General features: G+C 39.6%; 29 protein-coding genes. 12 read left to right on the top strand and 17 right to left on the bottom strand.

The window, feature by feature from the left end:
* Window positions 1-50: 50 nt before the first annotated feature.
* Complete coding sequence (locus ACYVHJ_RS09915; protein ID WP_339900745.1) at window positions 51-827, bottom strand: type III pantothenate kinase; 777 nt, start codon at window positions 825-827, stop codon at window positions 51-53.
* 129 nt (window positions 828-956) lie between these two features.
* Between ACYVHJ_RS09915 and ACYVHJ_RS09910 the strand changes: the two genes are divergently transcribed.
* The 3 genes from ACYVHJ_RS09910 to ACYVHJ_RS09900 all read left to right on the top strand — a co-directional run bounded on the left by ACYVHJ_RS09910 (window position 957) and on the right by ACYVHJ_RS09900 (window position 4269).
* Window positions 957-1436: a GNAT family N-acetyltransferase gene (locus tag ACYVHJ_RS09910; protein WP_339900743.1), complete on the top strand. Its 480-nt coding sequence runs from the start codon at window positions 957-959 to the stop codon at window positions 1434-1436.
* A gap of 202 nt (window positions 1437-1638) precedes the next feature.
* On the top strand, window positions 1639-2739 hold the full coding sequence (locus ACYVHJ_RS09905; protein WP_339900742.1) for a vWA domain-containing protein: 1101 nt from the start codon (window positions 1639-1641) through the stop codon (window positions 2737-2739).
* Between the two features lie 3 nt (window positions 2740-2742).
* Window positions 2743-4269, top strand: a complete 1527-nt coding sequence (locus ACYVHJ_RS09900; protein WP_460514335.1) for a magnesium chelatase — start codon at window positions 2743-2745, stop codon at window positions 4267-4269.
* A gap of 169 nt (window positions 4270-4438) precedes the next feature.
* Here ACYVHJ_RS09900 and ACYVHJ_RS09895 read toward each other — a convergent pair whose 3' ends face one another.
* Together ACYVHJ_RS09895 and ACYVHJ_RS09890 are read right to left on the bottom strand one after the other, a co-directional pair.
* Window positions 4439-4630 carry a YgaP family membrane protein gene (locus tag ACYVHJ_RS09895; protein WP_339900769.1) on the bottom strand — a complete coding sequence of 64 codons (192 nt, stop codon included), beginning with the start codon at window positions 4628-4630 and terminating at the stop codon, window positions 4439-4441.
* Window positions 4631-4809: 179 nt separating this feature from the next.
* On the bottom strand, window positions 4810-5661 hold the full coding sequence (locus ACYVHJ_RS09890; RefSeq protein ID WP_460514334.1) for an alpha/beta fold hydrolase: 852 nt from the start codon (window positions 5659-5661) through the stop codon (window positions 4810-4812).
* 255 nt (window positions 5662-5916) lie between these two features.
* On the opposite strand from ACYVHJ_RS09890, the gene ACYVHJ_RS09885 reads away from it, so the two are divergent.
* The 4 genes from ACYVHJ_RS09885 (at window position 5917) to ACYVHJ_RS09870 (ending at window position 8501) form a co-directional block, all read left to right on the top strand.
* Window positions 5917-6444, top strand: a complete 528-nt coding sequence (locus tag ACYVHJ_RS09885; RefSeq protein ID WP_460514333.1) for a DinB family protein — start codon at window positions 5917-5919, stop codon at window positions 6442-6444.
* Between the two features lie 69 nt (window positions 6445-6513).
* Window positions 6514-7014, top strand: coding sequence for a rhodanese-like domain-containing protein (locus tag ACYVHJ_RS09880; RefSeq protein ID WP_460514332.1), 501 nt, complete (start codon window positions 6514-6516; stop codon window positions 7012-7014).
* 42 nt (window positions 7015-7056) lie between these two features.
* Window positions 7057-7728, top strand: a complete 672-nt coding sequence (locus ACYVHJ_RS09875) for an HAD family hydrolase (protein WP_460514331.1) — start codon at window positions 7057-7059, stop codon at window positions 7726-7728.
* A gap of 14 nt (window positions 7729-7742) precedes the next feature.
* On the top strand, window positions 7743-8501 hold the full coding sequence (locus tag ACYVHJ_RS09870) for a DUF547 domain-containing protein (RefSeq protein ID WP_460514330.1): 759 nt from the start codon (window positions 7743-7745) through the stop codon (window positions 8499-8501).
* A gap of 9 nt (window positions 8502-8510) precedes the next feature.
* On the opposite strand, the gene ACYVHJ_RS09865 is transcribed toward ACYVHJ_RS09870, so the two are convergent.
* The 9 genes from ACYVHJ_RS09865 to ACYVHJ_RS09825 all read right to left on the bottom strand — a co-directional run bounded on the left by ACYVHJ_RS09865 (window position 8511) and on the right by ACYVHJ_RS09825 (window position 15123).
* Window positions 8511-8981 (bottom strand): hypothetical protein, encoded by a 471-nt coding sequence (locus ACYVHJ_RS09865; protein ID WP_339900731.1) that lies wholly within the window; start codon window positions 8979-8981, stop codon window positions 8511-8513.
* 135 nt (window positions 8982-9116) lie between these two features.
* Entirely contained in the window at window positions 9117-10145 is a 1029-nt protein-coding gene (locus tag ACYVHJ_RS09860) for an ATP-grasp domain-containing protein (RefSeq protein WP_339900730.1), read from the bottom strand.
* A gap of 4 nt (window positions 10146-10149) precedes the next feature.
* Window positions 10150-11223: a BamA/TamA family outer membrane protein gene (locus ACYVHJ_RS09855; protein ID WP_460514329.1), complete on the bottom strand. Its 1074-nt coding sequence runs from the start codon at window positions 11221-11223 to the stop codon at window positions 10150-10152.
* A gap of 120 nt (window positions 11224-11343) precedes the next feature.
* On the bottom strand, window positions 11344-11883 hold the full coding sequence (locus tag ACYVHJ_RS09850) for a YceI family protein (RefSeq protein ID WP_460514328.1): 540 nt from the start codon (window positions 11881-11883) through the stop codon (window positions 11344-11346).
* A gap of 23 nt (window positions 11884-11906) precedes the next feature.
* Window positions 11907-12620, bottom strand: coding sequence for a hypothetical protein (locus tag ACYVHJ_RS09845; RefSeq protein WP_460514327.1), 714 nt, complete (start codon window positions 12618-12620; stop codon window positions 11907-11909).
* A gap of 73 nt (window positions 12621-12693) precedes the next feature.
* On the bottom strand, window positions 12694-13437 hold the full coding sequence (locus tag ACYVHJ_RS09840; protein ID WP_460514326.1) for a flavodoxin family protein: 744 nt from the start codon (window positions 13435-13437) through the stop codon (window positions 12694-12696).
* A 133-nt stretch (window positions 13438-13570) separates the two neighbouring features.
* Entirely contained in the window at window positions 13571-13831 is a 261-nt protein-coding gene (locus ACYVHJ_RS09835) for a hypothetical protein (RefSeq protein ID WP_460514325.1), read from the bottom strand.
* Between the two features lie 15 nt (window positions 13832-13846).
* Window positions 13847-14431, bottom strand: a complete 585-nt coding sequence (locus ACYVHJ_RS09830) for a sigma-70 family RNA polymerase sigma factor (protein WP_460514324.1) — start codon at window positions 14429-14431, stop codon at window positions 13847-13849.
* A 272-nt stretch (window positions 14432-14703) separates the two neighbouring features.
* Entirely contained in the window at window positions 14704-15123 is a 420-nt protein-coding gene (locus ACYVHJ_RS09825; protein ID WP_303613241.1) for an META domain-containing protein, read from the bottom strand.
* Between the two features lie 483 nt (window positions 15124-15606).
* Between ACYVHJ_RS09825 and ACYVHJ_RS09820 the strand changes: the two genes are divergently transcribed.
* Window positions 15607-16365: an SDR family NAD(P)-dependent oxidoreductase gene (locus ACYVHJ_RS09820; protein WP_339900721.1), complete on the top strand. Its 759-nt coding sequence runs from the start codon at window positions 15607-15609 to the stop codon at window positions 16363-16365.
* On the opposite strand, the gene ACYVHJ_RS09815 is transcribed toward ACYVHJ_RS09820, so the two are convergent.
* The 3 genes from ACYVHJ_RS09815 to dxs form a co-directional block, all read right to left on the bottom strand.
* Window positions 16362-17132, bottom strand: a complete 771-nt coding sequence (locus tag ACYVHJ_RS09815; RefSeq protein ID WP_460514323.1) for an alpha/beta fold hydrolase — start codon at window positions 17130-17132, stop codon at window positions 16362-16364. The genes ACYVHJ_RS09820 and ACYVHJ_RS09815 overlap by 4 nt on opposite strands.
* The gene (locus ACYVHJ_RS09810) at window positions 17125-18279 is read right to left on the bottom strand and encodes a glycoside hydrolase family 5 protein (RefSeq protein WP_460514322.1); all 1155 of its coding nucleotides are present in this window, start codon (window positions 18277-18279) and stop codon (window positions 17125-17127) included. Before ACYVHJ_RS09810 ends, ACYVHJ_RS09815 begins: the two co-directional genes overlap by 8 nt.
* 95 nt (window positions 18280-18374) lie before the next feature.
* The gene (gene dxs / locus ACYVHJ_RS09805) at window positions 18375-20300 is read right to left on the bottom strand and encodes a 1-deoxy-D-xylulose-5-phosphate synthase (protein WP_460514320.1); all 1926 of its coding nucleotides are present in this window, start codon (window positions 20298-20300) and stop codon (window positions 18375-18377) included.
* Window positions 20301-20484: 184 nt separating this feature from the next.
* Here dxs and ACYVHJ_RS09800 point away from each other — a divergent pair, with 184 nt between their 5' ends.
* Window positions 20485-21240 carry a segregation and condensation protein A gene (locus tag ACYVHJ_RS09800; protein ID WP_460514319.1) on the top strand — a complete coding sequence of 252 codons (756 nt, stop codon included), beginning with the start codon at window positions 20485-20487 and terminating at the stop codon, window positions 21238-21240.
* The gene (locus ACYVHJ_RS09795; protein ID WP_460514318.1) at window positions 21237-22316 is read left to right on the top strand and encodes a lysylphosphatidylglycerol synthase transmembrane domain-containing protein; all 1080 of its coding nucleotides are present in this window, start codon (window positions 21237-21239) and stop codon (window positions 22314-22316) included. The genes ACYVHJ_RS09800 and ACYVHJ_RS09795 overlap by 4 nt, the downstream gene beginning before the upstream one ends.
* Here the strand turns inward: ACYVHJ_RS09795 and ACYVHJ_RS09790 are convergent.
* Together ACYVHJ_RS09790 and ACYVHJ_RS09785 are read right to left on the bottom strand one after the other, a co-directional pair.
* Complete coding sequence (locus tag ACYVHJ_RS09790; protein ID WP_460514317.1) at window positions 22313-23683, bottom strand: glycoside hydrolase family 140 protein; 1371 nt, start codon at window positions 23681-23683, stop codon at window positions 22313-22315. The genes ACYVHJ_RS09795 and ACYVHJ_RS09790 overlap by 4 nt on opposite strands.
* Before the next feature lie 145 nt (window positions 23684-23828).
* Complete coding sequence (locus ACYVHJ_RS09785) at window positions 23829-24245, bottom strand: nucleoside-diphosphate kinase (RefSeq protein WP_014019721.1); 417 nt, start codon at window positions 24243-24245, stop codon at window positions 23829-23831.
* Window positions 24246-24426: 181 nt separating this feature from the next.
* Between ACYVHJ_RS09785 and ACYVHJ_RS09780 the strand changes: the two genes are divergently transcribed.
* Window positions 24427-25476, top strand: coding sequence for a DHH family phosphoesterase (locus tag ACYVHJ_RS09780; protein WP_339900711.1), 1050 nt, complete (start codon window positions 24427-24429; stop codon window positions 25474-25476).
* Window positions 25460-26389, top strand: coding sequence for an FKBP-type peptidyl-prolyl cis-trans isomerase (locus ACYVHJ_RS09775; protein ID WP_460514316.1), 930 nt, complete (start codon window positions 25460-25462; stop codon window positions 26387-26389). The genes ACYVHJ_RS09780 and ACYVHJ_RS09775 overlap by 17 nt, the downstream gene beginning before the upstream one ends.
* The last annotated feature ends 31 nt before the right edge of the window (window positions 26390-26420 follow it).

Below are 26420 nucleotides of genomic sequence, written 5' to 3'. Positions count from 1 at the left end.
TCCCACATGTATCCATTCCTTAGCTTTCCTTAACAGGGCAGGGATTACACTCATTGATCAAAATTAAGTTTTGTGATTGCATAAATTCCTTTCAATGTCAGGTTGATATCCACATTATTGAATCTATCCCCCAAATGCCCCATTAATGAGGACATGCCTCCGGTAACCAGCAATTGATATTCCTTTCCGGTTTCCTTCTCAATGGCCTCCACCATTCCTTTGACCAAGCCCGAATAACCATAAAAAATGCCTGCCTGAATGGCATGAACCGTATTTTTTCCCAAAGCTGATTCGGGCAATTCCAATTCCACTTTGGGTAATTTCGCGGTATTGTTGAACAAGGAGTTGATAGCAGTTTTGATCCCTGGTACAATGTTCACCCCAATAACTTCCCCATCTTTATCCACCACACTGAAGGTCAAGGCTGTTCCAAAATCTACGACAATACAAGCCGCTTTAAATTGCAAATAAGCAGCAGTTATATTGGCCATTAGATCCGAACCTATTTCTCTGGGGTTCATCGCTGTTACAGGCAGTTTTTCGTAGCTATTCTCATTGACAACATAGGGCTCTTTTCCAAAAAACCGCTGGCAAAATTGGATCAATACAGGTTCTAAATCCGGCACAACAGTACTGATTCCTATTAGGTCTATACGATCGGTTCCCCAACCTTTCTCCAAAAAATACATGGCAACCTTTCTCTCCAAATTAAAAACCTTGAGGTCTTTTTTTGTTGGGATCCGAAGGACTTCCTCCCAGCAATCATCTACTTCTTGATAAAAACCAAATACAATATTAGAATTTCCTGCATCAATTGATAGAAACATAATTCAAAGGGTTAAGTCTCAAAGATAAAAATTGTAAGTCATCCAAAAAGCAAAAATCTACCAATAAAAATTTTAGAGAAAGCTTCGGCTTACAAAGGTAAAGTTGACCAATTTTATTAATTTCAAATTATGTATACTGTTAGAGAAGGAAAAAAAGAGGATTTACCTGCTATTCTTGAACTGATCAAAGAATTGGCATTGTATGAAAAAGCCCCTGAGGAAGTAACCAATACCCTTGAAATGATGGAAAAGGATGGGTTTGGACCTCAACCTGTTTTTGGTTTTTATGTGTTGGAAAAGGAGGAAACTCAGACCATTATCGGAACCGCTATATATTATTATCGTTACAGCACTTGGAAAGGCAAGCGCCTCTATTTGGAAGATTATATTGTCACTGAAAAAGAGCGCGGAAAAGGTGCCGGAAAATTGCTTTTTGAAAAAGTAATGGCCAAATCACTTGAGGAAGGTTGCACAGGCATGATGTGGCAGGTTCTAGATTGGAATGAACCGGCAATTAATTTTTACAAAAAATACAATGCCACCATGGAAGAGGAGTGGATCAACTGCAACCTCCAGGCTGAAAAAATCAAGGAAATGTTAGCTACTTGATTTACTATTGCTTACAAAAGGTGTTCTTGGGCTATAGAGCCCCCTAGGATCAATTCAATTTAAGACCTTAGAAAAAGTCAATACGCATATAATTACACCCTTGGAATGAGTGGACCCAAAACTGCAATCCATTAAAGTCTAAATTTCTTTGAGGTATTTGACTTAGTTTAAACCTCTCGGCCTTAATTCTTGTTACCCTACTATGAAAGGTTTTAGATTCAGTAAATTTGTCCCTCAAAAGGACGAAGATAAAAATACTTTTGAACAGCTTTTGGATATATTCCTTCAGTTGGTCACCATGACAGGAGGAGATGCTGCGGAGGCACTCAGCTGGCTCACCGATTTGGACAAGAGGTACAATATGACCAAGCCGGGCTATGGCATTGGAGACTTCATTGATGACCTCAAGAGCAAAGGTTACTTGGATGAAAAAAAAGGCAAGGGAGAAATAAATATTACCGGAAAGGCAGAGCAATCCATCCGAAAAAATGCCTTGGAAGAAATTTTCGGAAAACTCAAGCGGGGAAAAGGCGGACAGCACAAGACCAACCACACCGGCCCCGGAGAAGAAAGGGGTACAGACCGCAGACCTTTTGCTTTTGGCGACAATTTGGATCAGATTGCTTTGACAGATTCGCTAAGAAATGCTCAGATTAACCACGGTTTCTCCGGAGATTTCCTTCTAACCGAAGATGACCTTGAAGTAGTGGAAAGTGAAATGCGGACCCAGACTTCCACTGTTTTGATGATTGACATCTCCCATAGCATGATCCTCTACGGTGAAGACCGGATCACCCCGGCCAAAAAGGTAGCCATGGCCTTGGCCGAATTGGTGAAGACCAGATACCCCAAAGATACGCTAGATGTGATTGTGTTTGGGAATGACGCTTGGCAAATTGAAATCAAAGACTTACCCTACCTTCAGGTTGGGCCTTACCACACCAATACAGTGGCCGGACTTGAACTGGCCATGAATCTTTTAAGGAGAAGAAAAAATCCAAACAAACAGATTTTCATGATCACTGATGGCAAGCCTACCTGCCTTAAGGTGGGCATCAAATACTATAAAAACAGCTTTGGTATAGACAGCAAAATTCTCAAGGAAACGCTTAAACTTGCTGCACAATGCAGAAGGTTAAAAATCCCTGTCACCACATTTATGATCGCCTCTGACCCTTACCTGAAAGAGTTTGTTAAAGAATTTACTACGGTGAATAACGGCAATGCCTATTATAGCAACTTGCAGGGCTTGGGACATTTAATTTTTGAAGATTACCGAAGAAACAGAACCAAACGTTTTTAAAACATGGAATACAGCAAAATGAAAGCAAAAGATCTATTAAAAATAAAAAACCTGGGACAATTAAAAGCGGTTGGTTACAGTCCCAAATCCATCAAAGAAGAACTAAGAGACAATCTCATTCGCAAAATCAAAAACAAAGAAAATGTTTTTGAAGGCGTTTGGGGATATGAGGATACGGTAATACCGGACATAGAAAGGGCCATTCTTTCCAAACACAACATCAACTTTCTGGGATTGAGAGGGCAAGCCAAAACAAGGATTGCAAGAATGATGACCATGCTGTTGGACGATTATGTACCGGTAGTGGAAGGAGCAGAACTCAATGATGACCCACTCATGCCCATTTCAACTTTTGCCAAAACATTGATTGCTGAAAAGGGAGATGATACGCCCATCACTTGGTGGGCAAAAGAAGACCGCTATACGGAGAAACTGGCAACTCCTGATGTATCCGTTGCAGACCTAATAGGTGATGTAGACCCCATCAAGGCGGCCACCATGAAGCTGTCCTATAACGACGAAAAAGTCATCCATTTTGGCCTTGTTCCTAGGTCAAACCGTTCTCTATTTGTGATCAATGAATTACCGGATCTACAAGCCAGAATTCAAGTGGCATTGTTTAATATTCTACAAGAAGGAGATATACAAATCAGGGGGTTTAAATTAAGGCTTCCTTTGGATATACAATTTGTTTTCACAGCCAACCCTGAGGATTATACAAACAGAGGAAGTATCGTCACTCCACTCAAAGACCGGATTGAAAGTCAAATCATTACCCATTATCCGAAAAGCATCGAAATAGGAAGAAAAATAACCGAGCAGGAAGCTAAAGTCAACAACAGGCCAATGGATAGAATCCATGTTCCTGAGCTGATGAAAGACCTGATCGAACAAATTGCAGTAGAGGCCAGAGAAAGTGAATATGTGGATGAGAAAAGTGGTGTTTCTGCCAGACTGACCATTTCTGCCTATGAAAATCTTATTTCGGCTGCAGAACGAAGGTTGTACCTGAATGGTGAAAATGAAACCATTGTTCGGATAGTCGACCTAATAGGAGTAATTCCCGCCATCACCGGTAAGGTAGAACTGGTCTATGAAGGAGAACAGGAAGGTGCAGGATTGGTGGCTTACAACCTTATCGGCAAAGCCATTCGCACCCTATTTTCTCAGCATTTCCCTTCCCCTGAACAGAAAAAGAAAGCCAAAGAAGGCAATCCTTATGTCTTACCACTTTCCTGGTTTGGCGAAGGCAATAGCTTGGACATATTGGCCTCACAAAGCGATAAAGAATACAAAAAATTATTGCAGGATGTTCCGGGACTGGAGAAAATCACCACACAATTTGTAAAAGAGCTTCCGGAGAAAGAAAAAGAGTTTTACATGGAGTTCGCACTTCATGGTTTGGCAGAGCACAGCCAGCTGAGCAAGAAGCTACTGGACACAGGCATGCAATTCAATGATCTTTTCAGCAGCATGTTTGACTTGGGAGCACCCGGAGAAGATGATATTGAGGACGATTTTGATGAATAAATAATAGCTTACTCGAATTGACAAGTGTCTAAATTGACCGGAAAAAAGGGACAACTCCCAAAAGAGTTTGTTCCTTTTTTTATGTCTAGTTCCGGATACGGTTTTTCTATCCTATCTACCCTTTTTTTACCAAACCTACTAAGGGAATAGAAAATTGAAGCTTCTCCTTTTAATGCGTCTTACATGATTTGATACCAAACAAAGTATAAAGCGGACAAAAACTAACCAAACTCGTTATTAGAAAAATGGCGGAAATGATAATTAACACAATGCCCAATACTCCCGTTACAATTCCCGAGAAATAAAGGTACAAGGCAACAATTGCAATAATTGTCCTTATAATTCTGTCGGTTGATCCCATATTTTTTGTCATGATACAATTATTTTTATTGAAAAAGAATTTTTGAAAAACAGCAGATCCCTTAGAAGGATTCATACATTTAATACAATAAAAATAATGGTTACCCTACAGAAAATAAGTGATTTAAGTCACCAAAGCCAAGTTATCTTTACAAACTGTATTTCCTTAAATCTACTCATTTAATTGGAGTCAATAAATTTTAGAATTTCACTTACCATTAGTTCTTTCTCTGTAAAAGGAATCAGATGGCCTTCTCCCGGAATGGTTTTAACTTCCAACCATTTTTTTGGAATGTTTCGCATTGAAAAATTTATATTACCATAAGGCACCAAGCCATCCTTGTCACCATGGATGTGCAATATTGGGGAGTTTATTTTATCCCATTGATTTACGAATGTTCTAAGCTCTTCTTCATGGGAATATTTCTCATCTGCCGCAACCCTTAAAGACTTAGAAACCATCCATCGGGTACTTTTATACCAAGCCAACTTTCCAAACCAAAAGTATTTTTCCTGCTCAGGATCTATGGCCGGCGCGATCATTACACTGCCTGTGAGCCATTTCGGATCCCGAATGGCAATATAGCCGGCGATGGTTCCTCCATAGGAATGTCCTACTGTAAAGACCTGCTGATTGTTGGTGCGTGCTTTATTCAATAAGTTGTCGATGGCTTCGAATTGCCGGGGAATCGCTTGATAATTGCCATAATCTGAATAACCATACCCTAGCCGATCAATGATTAAAATAGAAAATTGCTCCCTTAAGGTGTCATCCTGAATATAGGAAAGAAAAGCTGAAGAAGAACCAGGTGCACCATGGATAAACAGCAATATAGGCGCCTCCTTGTCAGTATTTTCGTACCATAACCAGCGCAAAGGATATTCCTGCAAATAATTTATTTCAAAAGTAATGGCCTTCTTCTCCATCAACCGGTAGAGACTTTTGTCGCTCTCCCTAAATGAGAAACATCCGGACATGAATAGTAATAAGAAAATTAAAAACGAAGAAAACCTAAGGGGTTTGAAATTCATACAGTGTAATTTATTTAAGAAACGAGAATCTCAACGCATCAGTTTTAATTCGAGCCCGGATTATGCGATAGACTTTGTGATGCCTGTCCCGAACTTTCACTGGGAGGGTGGTATCAGACTTTTTTTTCAAGCGGTACATGCAGGTAATTGAAGGACCATTACCTTCTCTGTTAAAGCACAAAGCCATAAATAATCCTGCTCGATTAGCCCTAAGCATTGCATTTTAACCCAAAGATGTTTTTATTGTCCCCCGTTATGAAAGGAAAGTTAATCATTCAATTTGTATTATTGGTTTCTATTATGGGCATTTCAGACTTAAAAGCACAAATGTATTTTTCCGACCAGTACCCTGAGGTTTGGCAACGCAATATGGATTATTCACAGCTTGTAGCAGAAGCCATGCCCGCCGAACTTTATGATTACAAGCCAAGCCCTGAGTCCATGTCTTTTAGGGATCAGCTACTGCATATCGTGGACAATATCAGCTATCTTACCGCCAAAATCAATGGGCAAAAAAAATCTTTTTATAACAAAGAAAATAAAGACTCCATCGATAAAAAAGAAACCATGGAGCTGCTTTCACTGGCAAATAATTATGTATTGGGGTTAATTAAAAATGCAGAAAAAATCCAACTGGATGAAAAGATCGTCTTTGGCAATGAAAACATGACCAAAGAAAATATTTTTTATTTATTGCGTGGGCATCAAGTACACCACCGTGCGCAGTGTTTGGTATACCTGAGGCTTAAAGGCATAGCTGCTCCACCCTATGTAGGTTGGTAAGCATTTATAAAGAGGGATAAATTTTTAAAAATTTAGAAATTATTGGGACTAAAGTTTTGTTCTAGTTCCATGAAAGTTTTACACATTCTTTCCCTATGTTTATTTGTTTCCTCCCTTCCGGTAGAGAAAGGCTATGGTCAAAGCTTGGCTTATAAGGCATTACTTAACAGCACTTATGATCAAAATTTTGATTTGGTTTATCCCGAACAAAAGGAGCTCATCAATAATGCCATAGTATTGGACACCCGTGAAGCAAACGAATTTGAGGTAAGCCACTTGAAAGGGGCTCAATGGGTAGGGTATGAAACTTTTGACATTTCTTCGGTAAATGGAATTCCAAAGGACAGCACCATAGTTGTTTATTGTTCAATTGGTGCCCGAAGTCAAGAAATTGGAAAAATATTAAAACAAAATGGTTTTAGTAAAGTATATAACCTTTATGGAGGAATTTTTCATTGGGTAAATGAAAACAATCCCGTGTTTCAAGCAGACACCTTGCCGACCAACAAAGTCCATACCTACAATAAGATGTGGGGAATATGGCTAAACAAAGGCGAAAAAGTTAATTAATCCCCACAGACAATTTATAGTCACCCGCTAAATTAGAAAATTATGTCTTCCTCACCCCAATTGTTAATATTTGATGTGAATGAAACCCTGCTAGATACAAAAGCAGTGCAGACTGCAATAAATAAAGAAATAGGAAATTCTGAGGCAGCAGGCAAGTGGTTTCAATCTTTATTGCACTATTCATTGGTGGAAACTGTATCTGGTGATTTTGCTGATTTCTCTCTAATTGCTGATGCCTGTTTGGAAATGACTGCCGAAAATTATGGCAAAGCGCTTTCAGCTGAAAAACGAGAAATAATTTTAAGTGAATTCAAAAAGCTTTCTCCACATTCAGAAGTCTTTGAAGGCCTACAACGCTTAAAAAATGCAGGTTTTATAATTGTCGCCCTAAGCAATGGCACCCTGGAAACTATCAATGAACAGTTAAAATCTGCCGGCATCAGTCAGTTGTTTGATAGAATATTTAGCATTCAAAGTGTAGGTAAATTTAAACCACATCCCTCCACCTATGCGTATGTCCTCGACAAAATGGAAATTTCTGCAGATAAGGCCTTGATGATTGCTGCACATCCTTGGGACTTGCTGGGTGCTGCCAGAGCAGGATTACAGACCGCTTTTATCAAAAGGGCAGGAAAATCAGATTATCCGCTTTCACCAAAGAATGATTTTGTAGCGGAAGACTTGCTGCAGCTTTCCAACCAACTTATTCACTGACAGCCTAACCTATCATGATAAAACTGTTTATTTACTACAGCATTCTTTTGATCAACCTTTCTTGCGGAAGTTCCGGGTTGGGGCAATCAGGTACAAATCCACCTAGCCACGCATCTTTTGACAAGCTCCTTCATGCCCACGTAAGCGAGCAGGGAAAGGTAGACTATAAAGGATTTAATGCTGATGTGGATAAATTAGATGCTTATTTGGCTTTGCTCAGCACCAATCCTCCTGATAGGGAAACCTGGTCGGAACAAGAGCAGTTGGCTTATTGGATCAATACCTACAATGCATTCACCATTAAATTGATCCTCAATCACTATCCCGTAAAAAGTATCAAAGACATTGGACCAAAGCTAAGCATACCGATTGTCAATACCGTATGGCATCTGGAGTTCTTTGAAATAGGAGGTAAACCGGCAAGCCTGGATGAAATAGAACATAAAATCCTGAGAAAAGAATTCAATGAACCAAGAATTCATTTTGCCATAAACTGTGCTTCTATCTCTTGCCCCCAATTAATGAACCAGGCCTACACAGCCAATAATTTAGAGGCACAATTGGAGCAAGCTGCCCATGCATTCATCAATAATCCCAAGCACAACACCCTGGCCAATAAACAAGCGGAATTGTCACCACTATTTTCTTGGTTTAAGGAAGATTTTACCCGAAACGGTAGTTTAGCAGAATTTATCAATCAATATGCTGATAATAAACTGAGCAAAGAAGCTAAAATTTCTTTCAAAAAATACAATTGGTCACTGAATGAATAAAAAAAATTGCTACTGCTTGCCTGCTTTGGCAAGTCGGGATTTTGTAGTGGAAGGTGCTACACCAAAATCGCTATCTACCAAATGCACAAGTCCTTGATCTAAAAGGGAAATTTTAATCAAAGCCTGGTGGTGTATGCTATGCTCCAGACAATAAACCAACTCCCTTAGAAAAGAAGATGGAATAACGCATTCACAATCATCCAAAAGGGAAAAATTGGTAACGAGAGACGCATCACCCGAAAAATTTTCTCCCTCTAAAAACTGTACAAAATTGTCAACGGCAGCTAAGGCTATTTTAGGATCCTCTTCTATTGAATTATCTCGTTTTCTTTTGTCATAATTGATCGCCGTCATTTTTGAATCCACGGCTTCTCTAATACAAATATAAAATTCAAGAATATGCCGAATGTGTTGACCTATGGTGGCTCCTGAAAGAAATTTAGACTTATAATTGTATTGCTGGGCGCTTAGCTTTTCCAAAAGACGGGAAATTTGTTTAAGGTTCTGTTTACATTCAGCTTTCATAATTCAATATTCGGAATCCTAATTTCGATTACAGTATAAAACCATTCTTTAAAATAGACGTATCTGGCCATCAAACCTGACAAAATCCCGTCATTTTTTTATTTTTTCCCTTTGCACATAATGCTCCCAAGCTTCTTTTAATGAGGTAGTTGAATGCTTTGACGCACCATTTTTATTACTAATTTCATAGATCAAGCTCCAATGTTTTAATAGTGTTTTGATCCCTTCCCACAGCTTTGTGTTAGGGTCATAAATATGCGCCGGCTCCGCATTCACCCCATTTATCTCCAAGACCTTAATTCCTCTACCTTGAACAAAATCTTCCACAGAATTGGCCTTTAAATCTACCCTTCCATAATAAAAGCTGTCTAGCTGAAGACTCAACTTATCAAAAAACCGGACCAGGGTAGGGTTACTTAATTTTGTTCCATCGATAAATTTGGTTCCTCTATTGTGATTGCCAATGGGCTCAAGTATTCTTTCTTTTCCTAAAGGCAAAATCTCCTTAGGATTCGGACCATCACCTTTGAATAGATTTTTGCTTACGAGTCTACCTCGAGGAGATTCATCAACCAAATCTTTAAGGCTAGTTTTACCATCACCCACTACGGTCAAAAATTCCTTCAATACTATGGAAGGTATATTCCCTGCTTCCTCAGTAGGGAGCCTGTAATAAAAAACCCCTGCCTCAAAAGGCGTTTGGATAAATTCCTGCAATAGAATATCTGCCTTGCTATGTTCCAGATAGGCTGCCAAGCCCTTCTTGTCTCTAATGACCTTTACTGCCGTGCCCCTTTCTCCCCTGTCTGGTTTTGCGATCAAGGGAAATTTAATGCCTACATTAGAAAGGGCTTCAAGGGCGACTTCCACCGAAGTTCCCGGTTTGAGAAAAACTGTTTTTGGAATTAAGTTAGGTGGGAGTTTACGAAGTTGCCGGAATTTGCTGCAGTTATAAAGCCCTCCCATTTCCATATCCGGATTGGTTAGGGTGAAGAAAAAGAAAGACCTGGCCTTTGCTGAAAGTAACAGGTAATAAAATACGACAGGAGAATAAACCAACCAGGTTGGCCAATATTCCCAGTGGGTCAGTTTGGTGATGAAGTTACTTTTAAATTTCATTGTTTTAAAAAGCCTCTGCAAAATAAATGTAGAAACCACGTGAATCAGAAGTAAAGCTGTAATCCAACCTTACATTGGTCCTGTCTTTTTTACTTATACGCAACCTTAGGCCTCCACCGGCGGCAAGGTGTATGTTTTTATATAATTTTTCCTGTAAGCTTTTGTATACCCTTCCTGCAGAACCAAATACGACAAAACCAAACCTCCCGATCACATGATGCCTGTATTCAGACTGGAGGATCGCAGAATGGTTGTCCCTAAACCTTCCTTGATAGTATCCCCTATGAAGAAATGGTCCTCCCAAGGTTGGTAAAGTCCGAAATGGAACTTCACCGAAAGACAACTGGGTCAAAAATTGATTGGCCCAGGTAATATTGTCAGCAAGTGCCAAATAATGCCTCATGTCCAAACTTAGTAAACCAAAATTAATCGCAGAATGATTGCTTTTCCCTACACCAATTAAAGGACTAAACTCAATAAAGCTTCCGGAAGAAGGGGATAAAATATGATCCCTTTTGTCCCACATCACAGCCGGTCCAAAGCCCATATAGCCGTATCCTTCTCTTCCATTCTCCTCCAAAACATCCTCAAAAAGGAGTTCCATCTCCGGAAATTTCGGTTTCAGCCATTGACCTTGAAGTGCCAGACCAATATAGGTGTCTTTTTTTAGCCTTTTATAACTTTTACTCTTAAATGTAAGGGCTTTAAATGCATAAAGTGCCCTCGAGGTCTCCTTGGTATTATTTCCCAATCCATAATAATATTCAGGAAATTTGCGATAGTCAATGCTACCGTTCAAGAAATATTGATCCCCTGAGGTGTATACTTGCCAAGGCAGAATTAGTAAATACTGCTTGTTTTGGGTGTAGGTAACAAACATCCGCAAATTGGACTTTCTTTTGCTTTCTTTGGCATAAAAACTATAAAATGCAAAGGCCTCTACTGCAATCCTCGTTTCAGGGGTAAAATAGGCCAAAGGCAAAGCCTTAAATATTGTACTGTCTTGCTTTGACTGTCTGGATTCAGCTTCGGGAACCAAAGCAAAAAACAGGATGATGGCAATATAGCACTTCAACATTATAGACATTATATTAAGCTTTTAGCTAGTCATTGTCAGCAAGGGGTGGTGCTTACAAGCAATTTGCAAGGAAAAGGGGTTAAAGCAATAGGAATCTGAAGCAAGCAATTAAGCTGAACATTAATTCACAATAAGAAGGTCTAAGTAGACATCATCGGACATTACCCAGCTGCTCCCCCCAACCTTATAATCTCTTCGGTCGAGTTCGCCCTCGATACTAAATTCCCTTACTGATCCTTTGTTTATAATGGACACAGTTAGGGTTATTGGGAGTGTTTTCCCTTTTATTGTTAAGTCACCAAAAACCTTGAGCTCATCTTCTCCCACTGCTGATACCTTTGTAGACTTAAAGCTAATGGTAGGGTATTGGGCTACATCGAAGTACTCAGGATTTTTAAGGTGATTGTCTCGCTTGGTGATGCCTGTATCTATAGAATTACTTTGAATTTCTGCCGAAAAGCTACTTTTTTCAGGTTGAGATTCATTGTATTGCACCTTGGTTTTAAAGGACTTAAAAGCGCCTTCCACATTTAATCCAAGATTTCGAATATTGAATTTAATGTAAGATTCTTCCAGGTTGTCGCCAGGTTCCGGTTCAAGGGCAACTACATTTGGCGCCAAAAACCAATAAAACAGGAGGATGAAAATCGAAGATTTCATGATAACTATGGGTTAATTGTTAATCACTTGAAGGGATTGTAGGAAACTGCTACAAAAAACAGTGTAGCTTTGTTTCTGAACCTATCGTTTTCATTGGTCAGCACCTGATTGCTCGTATATTCTGAAAAGGTCATGTCGAAACCTGCCCTGAGCCATGCTTTTTCAGCAACAGCATATGCCAGGTAAAATTCGGATTTCAATTGACCAATATCATTGTCCCCCACCAATAGCAAGTTAAAGGAGGTAGGTTTTGCATTTAGGTTTTGTGGAAACTGACCTGTGTTTTCTGAACTGATAAAATTGGCACTTTGCTCCCCGCCAAAACCGAGACCTATGGCATCGATATTAAATCCAAGTTTTATTTTCGGGTGAAATTGGTATTGGATATTTATCATTGCATTCAAAGCCATGGTATTGGCTTTTCCCATATACAAGGTGTCAATGGTGGCATCATCCCCTGTTAGGTTTGCAGGAGCAGTGATATAATTTATTTCTTTACCGTTTAGTCCGGAAAAGCGAATACCATAACCTAACCTTAATTTTTTTGAGGAGAAGAGTCCATAATTCTTATTCCAAGACAGGGAATAACTGGTAAGGCTGTTTTCTCCCATACCAAAAGCCAAATCAAAATATTGATCTTTTTCAGGAATACTTGTTTGCTGTGCTTTGGCACAAGTGATGGCTAAAAAAAACGAAGCAATAAACAGATAAAATTTTAGTAAACGTAAATTTCCCATAATTACAGTGGTTTGGGTTTGATTAATAGGTGAATAATAGTATTTATTTTGATGGCACAATAGCTATCCAAACTCAGCGGTACTCCGGATTTGGATGATCTTTACTTGACCTATTGTCCCAAGCGTCTCTTTGATTCCCATAAGCGGGTATTCCTCCCTGCTTAAGCATATGGGCCAGATGCATCAAGTTCCAGGTCATAAAAGTGGTATTTCTATTGGTAAAGTCATTTTCCGGTCCACCGGAATTTTCATCCAAATAGGAAGGGCCCGGCCCGGCTTCCCCTATCCAGCCTGAATCTGCCTGTGGTGGAATGACATAGCCTAAATGTTGAAGACTGTATAAAATATTCATCGCACAATGTTTGATTCCATCTTCATTACCTGTAATCAAACAGCCGCCGGCTTTCCCATAGTAGGCATATTGGCCATTGTCATTCATTTTTCCGGAGTAGCCATACAAACGTTCTATCACGAGAGAGGCAATAGAAGATTTTTCTCCAAGCCAAATAGGACTACCTATGACCAAAATATCTGCCTCCATTACTTTTTCTTGGATTCCCGGCCAATCGTCCCTGTCCCAGCCATGCGTTGTCATGTCGGGATAAACGCCAAAAGCAATTTGGTGGTCTACCGGGCGGATGATTTCAGTTGCTATACCATTGGCATGCATGATACGCTCACTCATGCTGATTAGTCCTGCTGTATGAGAGTTTACGGGTGATTTTTTTAATGTGCAGTTTAAAAAGACTGCCTTTAATGCAGAAAAATCAAATGGGTTGTTGTGATTCAGTTCTTTTTGAAAAGTACTTAAGTCCATATTAAGTCTATTTTTATTTTCATAAATACATTGAGTGAAAAAAGACTTTATTCCTTTCTCTTCAATAGCATTTCACTGTGATAATCAAATAGACGCAAACTTGTTAGCTTCCTGACAAAATCATCAAAATATTTTAGCGATTAATTTCTTTTATAATTTCTGATTTAACTTTTGAGGGGAGTTCTTTTGACAAAACACTGCCTTCGGTCCATTTTTTCAAGGCTTTGTTTATGGTTTCGCTCTGATGCTGGTAGGCACTGCAAACTTTACAGAGCTTCAAATGGATGCTTAACCTGAACTTTTCCATAAAAGTCAGAGAAGATTCCATTTGCTTTTCTACCAAAAAGGTTGCTTCCTTGCATGAAAGTAGCATACGACTCATCAATTTTTCCATAAATATGCTCAGGTATTAATTTTTGGCAAACCAGTTGACTTCCAAACATTTCTTTAAAAGCAATTTGGCCCTGTGAATCACCTGCCAATAATTAGACGTCGTGAGATCCAAATCCTGACAAATTGCTACAGCTTCTTTTTCGAGCAAGAACTTGGACAAAATTGCCAGCCTCCATTTGGCCGGCAGATCATTCATGCAAATCTCCATCACCTCATTAAAGGCCTCATTATCCAACAAATGCTCTTCGGCTACCCATGCCTCCTCAAGTCCATTTGCCTTCCAATTTCCAACAGGGTTAAAAAATGAATCGGTAAACTGGCTAGTAGCATCCTCTTGCTTGCCTTCATTATTGGACAACTTCCTGTAGTGATCAATTATTTTATTATTCAGAATTTTCAACAACCAGGTTTTGGGGCTACTTCTTCCTTCAAACTTGTCATAGTTTTTGAATGCAGCAAAATATACTTCCTGAACCAGGTCCTCTGCCGTCTCATTGCAGCTCGTTTTATGATAAGCCCAACTATATAGGTAATCGCCGTAAACGTGAACCCATTCACTGATGGTCTTTTTTTTGGACGGATAATCTGATCTCTCTTTCATTTTTAAAATTACGATCCGGTTAAAGGGTAATTGCTATGGAAGACAGGAAGCACCAAAGCCCCTATTCTGGCAACTAAGCCTTTTATTTCATTCCAATGATTAATTCAGGTGATAGATAGGTCATAAAGGGGTAAACATTTTATTTAGAAATAAAGCAACTGGTATCCGCTACAATTTAAAAAGCCCATATATTATTTAAAACCCAAAACTAGCAATAAGCTGCTTTAATAGGACCAATACCTATTTCTTGAATTGAAAATAGGTAGTTGGATTTAATTTTCTGGAACAAAACGCAGAAGTTCCTTGGCTCCATCCATCAATGTCAAATTATCTTTGCTTACTTTAAAATCACTTACCATGGAAAGTGCATTCAAAAATTCATTTTCTCCTGAACCCTGACATGCTTTTTTGGTCATGGCACCGGGATCTAGTGAAAGACTTTTTCCATCTAAATTAAAATTTCCGGAAAAATTATTACAACCGGTGAAACCACTTAACTTGCCACCGTCCATAAAACTTAGCATTGGTAGAGCATCAGCAAATTTTCCAACATCTAGGGCTTTGCCCATCATTCCGGCAAGCTTCCATTTGTTTCCTGTAAGTAAACTTAGTGGGTTCATGGAACTAAGTGAGCTACAGGAGGTAAAAGATAGGAGTAAGATTAGAACAATTAAGTGTCTGGACTTTTTCATAAAAGTTTGAGTTTAAGTGACCCCAAGATTAACGAAGTCATTAACAGGTTAATTTTCAATAACTTAAAGTCTTTCAACAAACTTTAGTCAATTATTATCAGGTTATTTTGTCAATTGGTATTCTGCTATATTTTCTTATTGTATAGTTAATAGATCAAACTCAAAACATTCCCGTTAAGTTTAAATTCAGCTAAAATCTCCTTAAGCAATCTAAGCAAACTTGTTTCAATTATACTTATTTCCTACATTTTGAACAAAACCCCGGCGTTCTTAAGACCCAAGAATTTATTATAATTAAAGAAATGAAATTCTAAGCCGATATAATTCTTTTAGTAATTTAAAATAATTGTCGTAAATATTGTGACAGAAAACAAAAAAATGAGGCTGTGGCTTATAAATTTTTCTTAAATCTAATTTAGCCATAAGAAATATTCATCAGCACTTTCTTAATTTTAAAAGTAGAAATTCCAAAAAATAATTTCAATGACAAAGTCTAGATATAACAATAGGGTGGCAGTAATTACCGGAGCTGCAGATGGCATAGGCAAAGCCATTGCCGAAAGATTGGCTGCTGAAGGTGCAAGTATTGCGCTTTGGGACTTCAATCAGGACAAACTACTTGCCTTAGAAAAGGAATGGCAAGAAGCAGGCCTACCGGTAAAAGCTTTTGTCGTGGACATTTCCAATGAAGCTGCAGTACAAGATGCTTATCATGCAAGCATCAGTCATTTCGGAAAACTTGACATACTGGTAAATTCCGCAGGAATAGTAGGTCCTACCCAAATAAAAATAACCGATTATGCTACTGAGGAATTTGACAAAATATATAATGTCAATTTGAGGGGCTCTTTTTTAACTGCCAAATATGCCTTAAAATATATGGAGAAGGCCCAATATGGAAGAATTCTCCTTATCGCCTCCATTGCCGGTAAAGAAGGAAACCCAAATATGGTGGGATATTCTGCCACCAAAGCAGGAGTAATAGGCTTGGTAAAGGCTTTAGGGAAAGAATATGCCACCTCCGGAATCACAGTCAATGGTTTGGCCCCTGCGGTTATTCTTACTGCCATGAACAAAGACACGGATCCGGCGCAATTAGAATATATGGCTTCAAAAATCCCCATGCAGCGCCTTGGTACTGTAGATGAAGCAGCTGCTATTGCCAGTTGGATACTATCTGAGGAAGCCAGTTTTAATACCGGTTTTGTGTTTGATTTATCCGGAGGAAGGGCTACCTACTAGCTTTTCAAGCTTTCCATAAAATCGCAAATGGCAGCTTGCGTTTTTTCCTTTTGCTCAAACATTCCCATATGTCCGCAATCCGAAAGTTGACAGAACTGATCGACAAGCTTCTTGTGGTTCAGGCTGTCTGCTAGGGATACGGCAGTGTCTTCAACCCCACAGATCATCAGTTTTGGTTTTGGAAAGGCTGCAAGAGTTTCCCTATTGTCATCTCTGTCCCGCATGGCCTTCAGGTAATTTATGATACTGTCTCGGGAAAGTAGGCTGGCATGTGCTATAAGTTGGTCAATGGCTCCCTTGCAACGATCCCTATTTTCTCTTTTGAACAGCAGTGGCAATGAGGAGCTGATAAATTTATTTACCCCGTGCTTGTTCACAAATTCTATTGTCTTTTCCCTATTATCCTTTTTCTCTTCACTGTCTGGGTATGCCGTGGAATGAAACAATCCCAACCCACTTAAGTTGAGATTTGGCAGTTGTGCCATTTCCAGGGCCAAATAACCACCAAGGGAGTGACCTATTAGGCTTGCATGGCCTATATTATTGGTTAGCATCCAATGGGCCAGTTCTTTTCCTATATCTGAAATGGTAAAATCACCTTTATAGGCATCGCTGCTACCAAATCCCGGCAAATCAGGGCACCAGACTTCACAACTCGTCAATAGTGGCTCCACAAAATCTGTCCACATTTCTTTTGTTTCGCAAAAACCGGGAAGCAAAACGAGCGGTTGGCCCTTTCCTTTTTTCCAATAGGATATCTCAGGCATATTTCATCAATAAATTTAACAATTCCCTATCTAATTTTTCTCCGTACCAATCTTCATATGCTATATCTGTCCTTCCGGAGTTAAGCAGGCCGAAAGAGCCGGAAAACTCCCATAAACCAAAACCTATTCCATTGTCATCCAAAATGTCTAAAATATCCCCAAACCAGGATAAAAAGACTTTATGGGGAGTTTGGTTGTAACAACCCAACTCTCCGCAGTGAACACCTACCCCTTGCTCCAGCAAAGCAATCCAAGGTGCGTAATGTTTTTCCAAGTCTGCTTTGCCATAATGCCGCTCATTGTGCATGCCCGGCCAATTGGGCTCCGACAGGCTTTCAGGATCTTTAAAAACCCAAGGTGCTTTGTGATGGGAAATATGCATGGGAAAGTAACCCCGGCAACTTTGGTGCAAATCCAAATCAGCAAATTCAGGAATAGCCATCCCTCCACCTCCATTTCCATCTGCAATGACCAATCGGTTTTTATTGACGCCTTTAATTGTTTTCAACGCAGCCTCTGCCACTTTCCTATATTCATTTACCGGCACAGGACCGCCCGGCGAATGCTGGTCATTCGGGTCAAGTCTTTTGTACGGTTCATTGACCAAATCAAAACTTAACTTCTTAGAAGATATATTTTTGTAGCGTTTGGCCCACATTTCCCAGTGGGCACAAAAGGCTTCCAAAGCTTCCTCGTCCTCCCAAAGGTTGTACGGCTCTCTAAAACCTGCATTGATACAAAACCCAGGCGCTCTGTGTAAATTTAAACTAACATGCAATCCTTGTTGGTGACAATTGTGAACAATTTCATCAATCTCATCCAGTATTTTGTTATTGAATTGAAGTACCTCATCCGGACGTATGGGCTTGCTTCGATCAAAGGACAAATAACTTGGATAGGAAATAGGGATTCTGGCAAAATCAAAACCCCAATCGGCCATGTATTTATAATAAGCAGGTTTTGTCTTCCGTCCTTTTTCGGGAATGGGGTTAAAAAAATCCAGCAAATTAAAGCCTCGCCATTGTGGAAGCTTATTCTTTTTCTTTTCTAAGGGTTTTGTAAATGACGGCCGGCTAAGAGTCAGCGCAACAGATGCCGCCGTAGCTTTCTTCAAAAATTCCCTTCTTGGGTTTATTATATCGGACATGGAAGTAGCGGATTAAATTACTTATACATGGGTCCAATTTAAAAAAAAATGAGGAAACCGGCCGGATTTCCTCATCTATAATAAAACTGATATTTTTAAATCTTAATTTTATCTTCCACATTTAGGTTCATCATATCTTTCACCGTTTGTAGGATTCCGGAAGCATCAAAACCGCATTCATGGTGCAATTCTATTTGCTCTCCATGTTCGATGACTTTATCAGGTATGCCCAAACGTTTTATTCTTGCCTGATAACCGTGGTCCATCATCCATTCCAAGACAGCACTACCAAATCCCCCCATCAGACAACCGTCCTCCACCGTGATCACTTTGTCAAATTTACCAAAAACCTCATGCAGCAATGACTCGTCAAGAGGTTTGACAAAACGCATGTCATAATGGGCAACGCTAAGTCCTAGCGATTCAAACTTCTCCGAATTGTCGAGCACATAATTACCAATATGCCCAATACTTAGTATGGCAATGTCTTTACCTTCGGTAATTATCCTTCCCTGACCTGTTGGTATTTTCCTTAGCGGTTTTTTCCAATCAGGCATAACACCCTGACCTCTTGGATACCTGATGGCATAAGGGGCCTGGTGCTCCGCACCTGAAAACATTAGGTTTCGCAACTCCTCTTCGTTCATAGGGGCGCTAACCACTAGGTTAGGTACACAACGCAAATAAGCCAAATCATAGGCACCATGGTGAGTAGGCCCATCTGCACCGGCAAACCCCGCCCTATCCAGGCAAAGCACAACCGGCAAATCTTGAAGGCAAACATCATGAATCACCTGATCATATGCCCGCTGCATAAAGGTGCTGTAAATATTACAAAAGGGAACCAAGCCCTGAGTAGACAGTCCTGCGGAAAAAGTAACTGCATGTTGTTCTGCTATTCCCACATCAAATGATCGATCAGGAAAAGCCTTCATCATGATATTCATGGAAGATCCGGAGGGCATTGCAGGAGTAACCCCTACGATTTTATCATTCTTTTCTGCCAGCTCTACCAAGGTGTGTCCAAATACATCCTGGTATTTGGGTGCTTGGGGAGTAGTAGGTATTTTCTTAGAAATTTCTCCGGTAATTTTATCAAATTTCCCCGGAGCATGCCATTTGGTCTGGTCTTTTTCTGCGGGGGCAAAGCCTTTACCCTTTACGGTTATGCAATGAAGAATCTTTGGTCCCGGAATATCTTTAAGGTCATTGAGTACCTCCACCAGATGATTTACATCATGCCCATCCACCGGTCCGAAATAGCGCAAGTTTAAGGACTCAAATAAGTTGCTCTGTTTCAGCAAGGCAGATTTTATGGCTCCCTCCACTTTTGAAACTACATCTTGAGCACTGAATCCGAATTTACTGATTTTACCCAACAGGTGCCATACTTCGTCCTTCACTTTGTTGTAAGTATGGGAGGTGGTGATGTCTGTAAGGTAATCCTTCAATGCCCCAACATTAGGGTCAATAGACATGCAATTGTCATTGAGGATAATCACCATATTACTGTCTGAAACACCGGCATGATTCATTGCTTCAAAGGCCATTCCTCCTGTCATCGCACCATCACCTATTACGGCCACATGTTGCCTTTTGGTATCCCCCTTATATTTTGAAGCCATGGCCATTCCCAGAGCAGCCGAGATGGAAGTACTGGAATGTCCTACGCCAAAAGAATCAAAAGGACTTTCTTTCCTTTTGGGAAATCCGGATAGGCCCTTGTATAGTCTATTGGTATGAAAGTCATTTCTACGGCCGGTAAGGATCTTGTGTCCATAGGCCTGATGGCCCACATCCCAAATCAACTGATCATCAGGAGTATTGAGCACATAATGCAATGCTACAGTAAGTTCTACGACGCCTAAGCCAGCACCAAAGTGACCTCCATAAACAGAAACATGGTCAATGATAAACTGTCTCAATTCATCACAGATTTGAACCAATTGGTCTTTACTGAGGTTTTTAAGGTCTTCCGGGTAATGGATTCCTCTAAGTAATTTTCCAGGTTCTATTTGCATATACTTATCTTCATTTACAGAAAACTATAACCTATTCATAGGATATAATGTTTAATATTACCAATAATTATTCAGGCCTCCATACCTTTATGGAAATTATTGACATGCCTATTGATTTAACAAGATATGTGATATCTTTGAACACAATAAGAAATACAAAAATAACAAAAAATAATCTTATCCAGTGAGTTTCGAAATCAAATTACCTTTATTCGAAGGGCCATTTGACCTTATGCTGTTTTTCATTGAGCGTGATGAACTGGATATATATGATATTCCCATATCTAAAATCACCAATGATTTTCTTGATTATATTCACCATCTGGAAAAAATGGAAATTGAGGTGGCCAGTGAATTTATATTATTTGCAGCCACTTTGATGAAAGTGAAATCGAAAATGCTACTCCCCAGGCCTGAACTTAATGAAGATGGAGAAGAAATTGATCCCCGGGAAGATCTAATTAAGCATTTATTGGAATATAAAAAATACAAGTCCGTAGTTGGCGAACTTGCAAGTATGGAAGAGGAAAGGATGTCCAAATTTGCTAGAGGCAATGTGGTGCAAGAGCTAAAGCAGATCAATCAAATCGATCAGGTGGATGCCGAACTCCAAGACCTTGACCTGTATCGCCTATTAAAAGTGTACCAAAGGGTTTTGACGAAATATGCCCATAGCCAGGATACCACAAAGCATACGGTGATTCAATATCCCTATTCCATAGAACAACAAAAATCATTGGTTTTAGATCGACTGGAAGAAAATCCCAGAATCCCTTTTTCAGACTTTATTGTCCTGAATCCAGATAAAATTTTTATTATCTATACTTTTTTAGCCATTTTAGAGCTCCTTCAGCTTACGTTGGTGACAATAAAAATAGGAGAGGGTTTTAACAATTTCTGGGTAGAACGATTAGAAGCTATACCTGTAGAAAACTTATGAAATTAGACAATAGGGAAGTATTTAAAACCTTAAATCCAAATAAGGTTTGGGTTCCTGTGTTTATTGGGATCGCCATAGTCTTTGCCATGTTTTACATGGATCCGACTGTGAATGCCCAAACTTTAAGGGGAGTTTTTGACGCTTCAATTTGGTCCATATTATTGGCATTGGTTTTTATCATCTTACGGGATGCCGGCTACGTTTTTCGGATCAGGGAAGTAACCAATAAGCACTTGACTTGGTCCAGGGCCATATATGTAATCATTTTGTGGGAATTTGCCTCAGCAGTTACTCCTTCTATTGTAGGAGGAACGGCTGTAGCTGTGTTTATCCTAAATAAAGAAGGCATTCCCCTAGGTAAAGCTTTGGCTTTCACCATGCTGACAGCCATTATGGACAATTTATTCTTTGTCATAGGTGCGCCAATCATTTTGTTTTTAGCCCAGGGCTATATTTTCCCTGAAAGCAGAGTGCTGGAAATGAGATTGGGCTCAAGCATGGAATACCTGTTTTGGGGAAGTTATACCTTGTACACCATTTATTCAGTATTAATGGCCCTGGCCTTGTTTTACCGTCCCAGGGTCTTCAAGTGGATAATGCTCAGGTTATTTTCAATCAAATGGCTTCGAAAATGGAAATATCAGGCCAATAATTATGGGGATCAAATCATTGAGGCTAGCAAAGAACTCAAAGGGAAGAATTTCAAATATTGGCTGATTATTATCCTTACCACCGTTTTCATTTGGTCTTCAAGGTACTTAATGCTCAACTCCCTAATATCTGCCTTTGAAACACTTTCGGTTTTCGAACACGTGGTCGTTTTTGCGAGGCAGATTATCATGTGGATCGTAATGATGATCAGCCCAACTCCCGGAAGTAGTGGAACAGCAGAGTTTTTCTTTACACAGTTCTTCAACGAATTCCTGACCGGTTATACCTTTGTCACCAGTATACTTTGGCGGATGTTTTCTTATTATCCCTATCTATTGTTAGGGGCCATCTTTTTACCTAGGTGGGTGAGGCAAGTGTTTTTCAAGAAAAAAAGTGAAAATAAGGAAGCAAGGAAGTCCGACTAAATGGCATCCAAAACCATCACCCAATCGTGTCCCTTTCCGCCTGAGCTTGGCGCCGTATAAGTAAATGATGGAGAACTGCTGACAAATCCGGCATCAGTCCAGGCACCTGTTCGTGGGTCATACCATGAACATTTCAAGGTTTTGGATTTCATGATGGAGGTGTTTAAGGTGACTGTTTTTCCGGTGGGAATATAGATCATCGCATAACTTCCCTCCTGATCTCTGGTAGCTATTACATAACTTTCATCATCTTCCTGTTTATCAACCACCATGTTCTGATCCGGGATCCTGGTTAAGAAAGGCCTACTCAACATCAAGTTTTTGAGGTGTTGAACTTGTGTAGCCATGGGGAGGTCCAAGGCAACTTTCCATGGTCTCAAGGGAAAGTTGATTCCTTCCCGATCCGGTGTAAACATCTGCCAGACTGCATGACAGCCATAGGACTGACCAAATGCGCCGGCAAAAACATTCCAATACATAATTCTGCGAATATCCTCCGGTATGCTGTGCCCCAATTCCTCCGGCTTAAAGCAATTGGGGTGATCTTCGTAAAGTGGTTCCCCATCAATGGTAGGTTTAATGGGTGTTAGATTATAATCATGTGTGATCTTTTTATAGGTAGCTTGATTCGGGCAATGGCCCGTTTGGTGCATATTAAAGTCCAGCCACTTGTCTTGATGAAACCAATTGCTTGACCCTCCCGGAGCTGTAGGCTGGGGGTGAAAGGTCATCAGGGTGTTTTCATTGCCTCCGGTCTGGCTGGCAATACCTTTGGCCATTGCACGCCATATATCAATATCTGTGCTGTTCTCTCTTGGGTTTCTATCCCCTCCAATAACCCATATCACATTAGTGAAATCCTTGAATCGATTACCTATCCACCTACCAAATACCTCCGCATTCTCCACATTAAAAACCTCAGGGCCTACACCCCAACCCTTCTTAAAGACCTTATCTCCCCAAGTCGGCAGCAAGGCAACATATAAGCCTTTAGCCTCTGCCTTTTTCAATACTTCAGCGATATAATCAAAATAGCGGGGATTTGGTTGAGTGGGGTCATTTTCAAATAAAGGGGTCTCTCCCAAGGCATTTGGGCTGTTTAATCCATCAATTTCTGCCAGAGCGACCGCCTGAATTACATTGAACCCTTGTTCTGCTCTTTTATTTAGGTAGTAGTCTATCTCCTCATCATCACATCTATGGAATAACTCCCAGGCTGTATCTGCCATCCAAAAAAAGGGGCTGCCATCTTCGGTAACAAGAAACCTTTGATTGTCAGCGATTTTAATTCTAGGTAAAGACGCTTGAGAAAAACTTAGGGTAGCAAGGGTTAACAGAAAAAATAGCGAAGAAATTAGTTTTTTCATGGCATATCAGGTTTATCTGTTGCCAATTTAAAAAAAATCCTTTAAGGCTGTGATTTTTAATCTGATGAATCAACAGCAATTGTTAAAAAATCTTAAATTTTTCTATCCCTCTCAGAATCCGAGAGGGATAGAAAACAAACTCACTTTATTTTTCAAATGCATTAAAAAAGAAGCTTCCTTCGATTTCAGCATTTTCATCAGAGTCGGATCCATGAACAGCATTGGCTTCAATGGAGGTAGCATATAATTTTCTAATGGTGCCTTCCTCAGCATCATCAGGATTGGTCGCGCCTATTAATTTTCTAAAATCGGCAATGGCATTGTCTTTTTCTAAAATTGCAGCAATAATGGGCCCTGAAGACATATACTTACACAATGCGCTGTAAAAGGGTCTTTCTTCATGAACTTTGTAAAATTCTCCAGCCAATTCTTCATTCAATTGGGTTTTTTTCAAAGCAATGATTTTGAATCCTGCCTCTTCAATCATTTTTAAGATTGCTCCTGAATTCCCAGCACCGAAGGCATCAGGCTTGATCATTGTAAACGTTCTATTGGTAGCCATAAAATTTTATTTGGATTATTAGTTATGGCTGTAAAATTAATCCTTTTAAGTTAAAGTGCGAAAGTTTAAAACAGATAATAAATAAAGTCTATCTTTCGATAAAATAGGAATTGGGAATTTCAGAAAATTATATGGAACTTTGTCATCTGTGTTTTTTAAATACGGTACTCAATTATTACACATGCAGAATATAAATCTATTTAAAGAACAGATTTCTTCAGCTTCGTCCAAAAAGATTATAATCACAACCCATCATAAACCTGACGCAGATGCGCTTGGATCTTCATTAGCTTTAGCCGGCTATTTAAATAAGAAAAAACACCAGGTAGAAGTAATTACGCCGTCAGATTATCCTGTTTTCCTTCATTGGATGAAAGGGAATGATGAAGTGATAAATTATGAAGACCCTGAGCAAGTTGAGAAAGCTGAAAAATTGATTGCTGAGGCAGATATTATATTCTGCTTGGACTTCTGTTGTCTTAGTCGACTTCAAAAAATGGAAGATTCCGTGCGTCAATCCAAAGCTTATATTGTCAATATAGACCACCATCAGGAACCGGAAGACTTTGCGGATTTCAGCTTTTGCAGCACTGAAGCAGCAGCTACCTGTGAGTTATTGTATGACTTAATGGTAAAGGTAGGGGATAGAGATCTGATCGATAAGGACATTGCTGAATGCCTTTATTCGGGCATCATGACCGATACAGGAGGGTTCAGACATCCCAATACCACCAAAAATGTACATTTAGTAACAGCGGAATTAATCGATCTGGGCGCTGACAACTCCAAGATTGCTCGGTTAATATATGATACTTACTCAGTAAATCGACTAAAATTTTTAGGATTTGCCCTTACCAGAAGGTTGACTATTTTACCGGAACTTAACACTGCTTTTTTTGCTATTAGTAAAAAGGACCTGAGGAAATACCAATCCCAAACCGGGGATACAGAAGGTCTTGTAAATTATGCCCTTTCTTTGGATGGAATTAAAATAGCAGCCTTATTTACAGAAAGGAAAGATGGAGTCAAAATCTCTTTTCGTTCTGCTGAAGACGTATCTGTAAATAAATTTGCAGCCAAGTACTTTAATGGAGGTGGTCATAAAAATGCCTCCGGCGGTATTTCAGATGTAAATTTAGAACAAACCGTAGATCGGTTTAAAGAATTAATAAAAGAAAACAAACAAATCTTATTTAATCAATTAGAATTAGTCGATGAAAAAAATCAATAATTTAGTTTTTGGTGCCTTGGTGTTGGCATCTAGTTCCCTGTTGTACTCTTGTGAGAAAACAGAAACAACCTCGGACGGAATAGAATATCGATATGTAACACAAGGTGACAAAGAAACCAAAGACGGAGAATTTGTCGTTTACCACTTTACTGCCAAAACCGGAAGTGACTCCTTGTTTATTTCCAGTTATGATCAGCCAATGCCTCCGTATTTGCAGCATTTAGATACTGCAACAGCCAGAACAGGCGTTGATGAGATTTTCCTAAATCTTAACAATGGTGACAGTATCGTAATTACTTCTACTGCAGAAAAAATCTTTACTCCTGAGGGCGTGCCTCCATTCTTGGAAAATGACGAAACTGTAAGTATACAGATAGGTGTGGTAAATGTATTGGAAGAAGAAGTATTCCAAGACTACTTTAATGATCTGGCTGCCGAAGGACAAAGAAAACAGGCTGAAGAAGCTAAAGTTCAATTGGAAGATGATATCCAATCCATAGAAAGCTATATTTCTGAAAATAATTTGGACGCTGACAAGACAGAATCAGGTGTTTATTACGTCATAGAGGAAGAAGGTTCAGGTGCACAAATAGAACAAGGAGACGAAATCTCTGTAAACTATACCGGTTATGTGCTTGACGGTACTGTTTTCGATACCAGTGTTGAAAGCAAAGCCAAAGAGGCTGGAACCTATACTGAGGGAAGACCTTACGAACCATTTACATTCAGTGTAGGCCAGGGAATGGTTATTCCGGGTTGGGATGAAGGTCTTCAATTGTTAAAAAAGGGTTCAAAAGCCAAGTTATTGATTCCTTCTCCACTAGCCTATGGGCCTAGCCAAAGAGGGGCGGTAATTGTACCTAACTCTATTTTAATATTTGACGTGGAAGTAACTGACGTAAAAAAGCAGTAATTCCCTAAAGCCTGCTTTTGTAACTATTATT

It is taken from the genome of Cyclobacterium sediminis (assembly GCF_054781075.1).
Note: the sequence above shows the minus strand (reverse complement) of the source record. Positions and strands in the feature narration are given on the sequence as shown.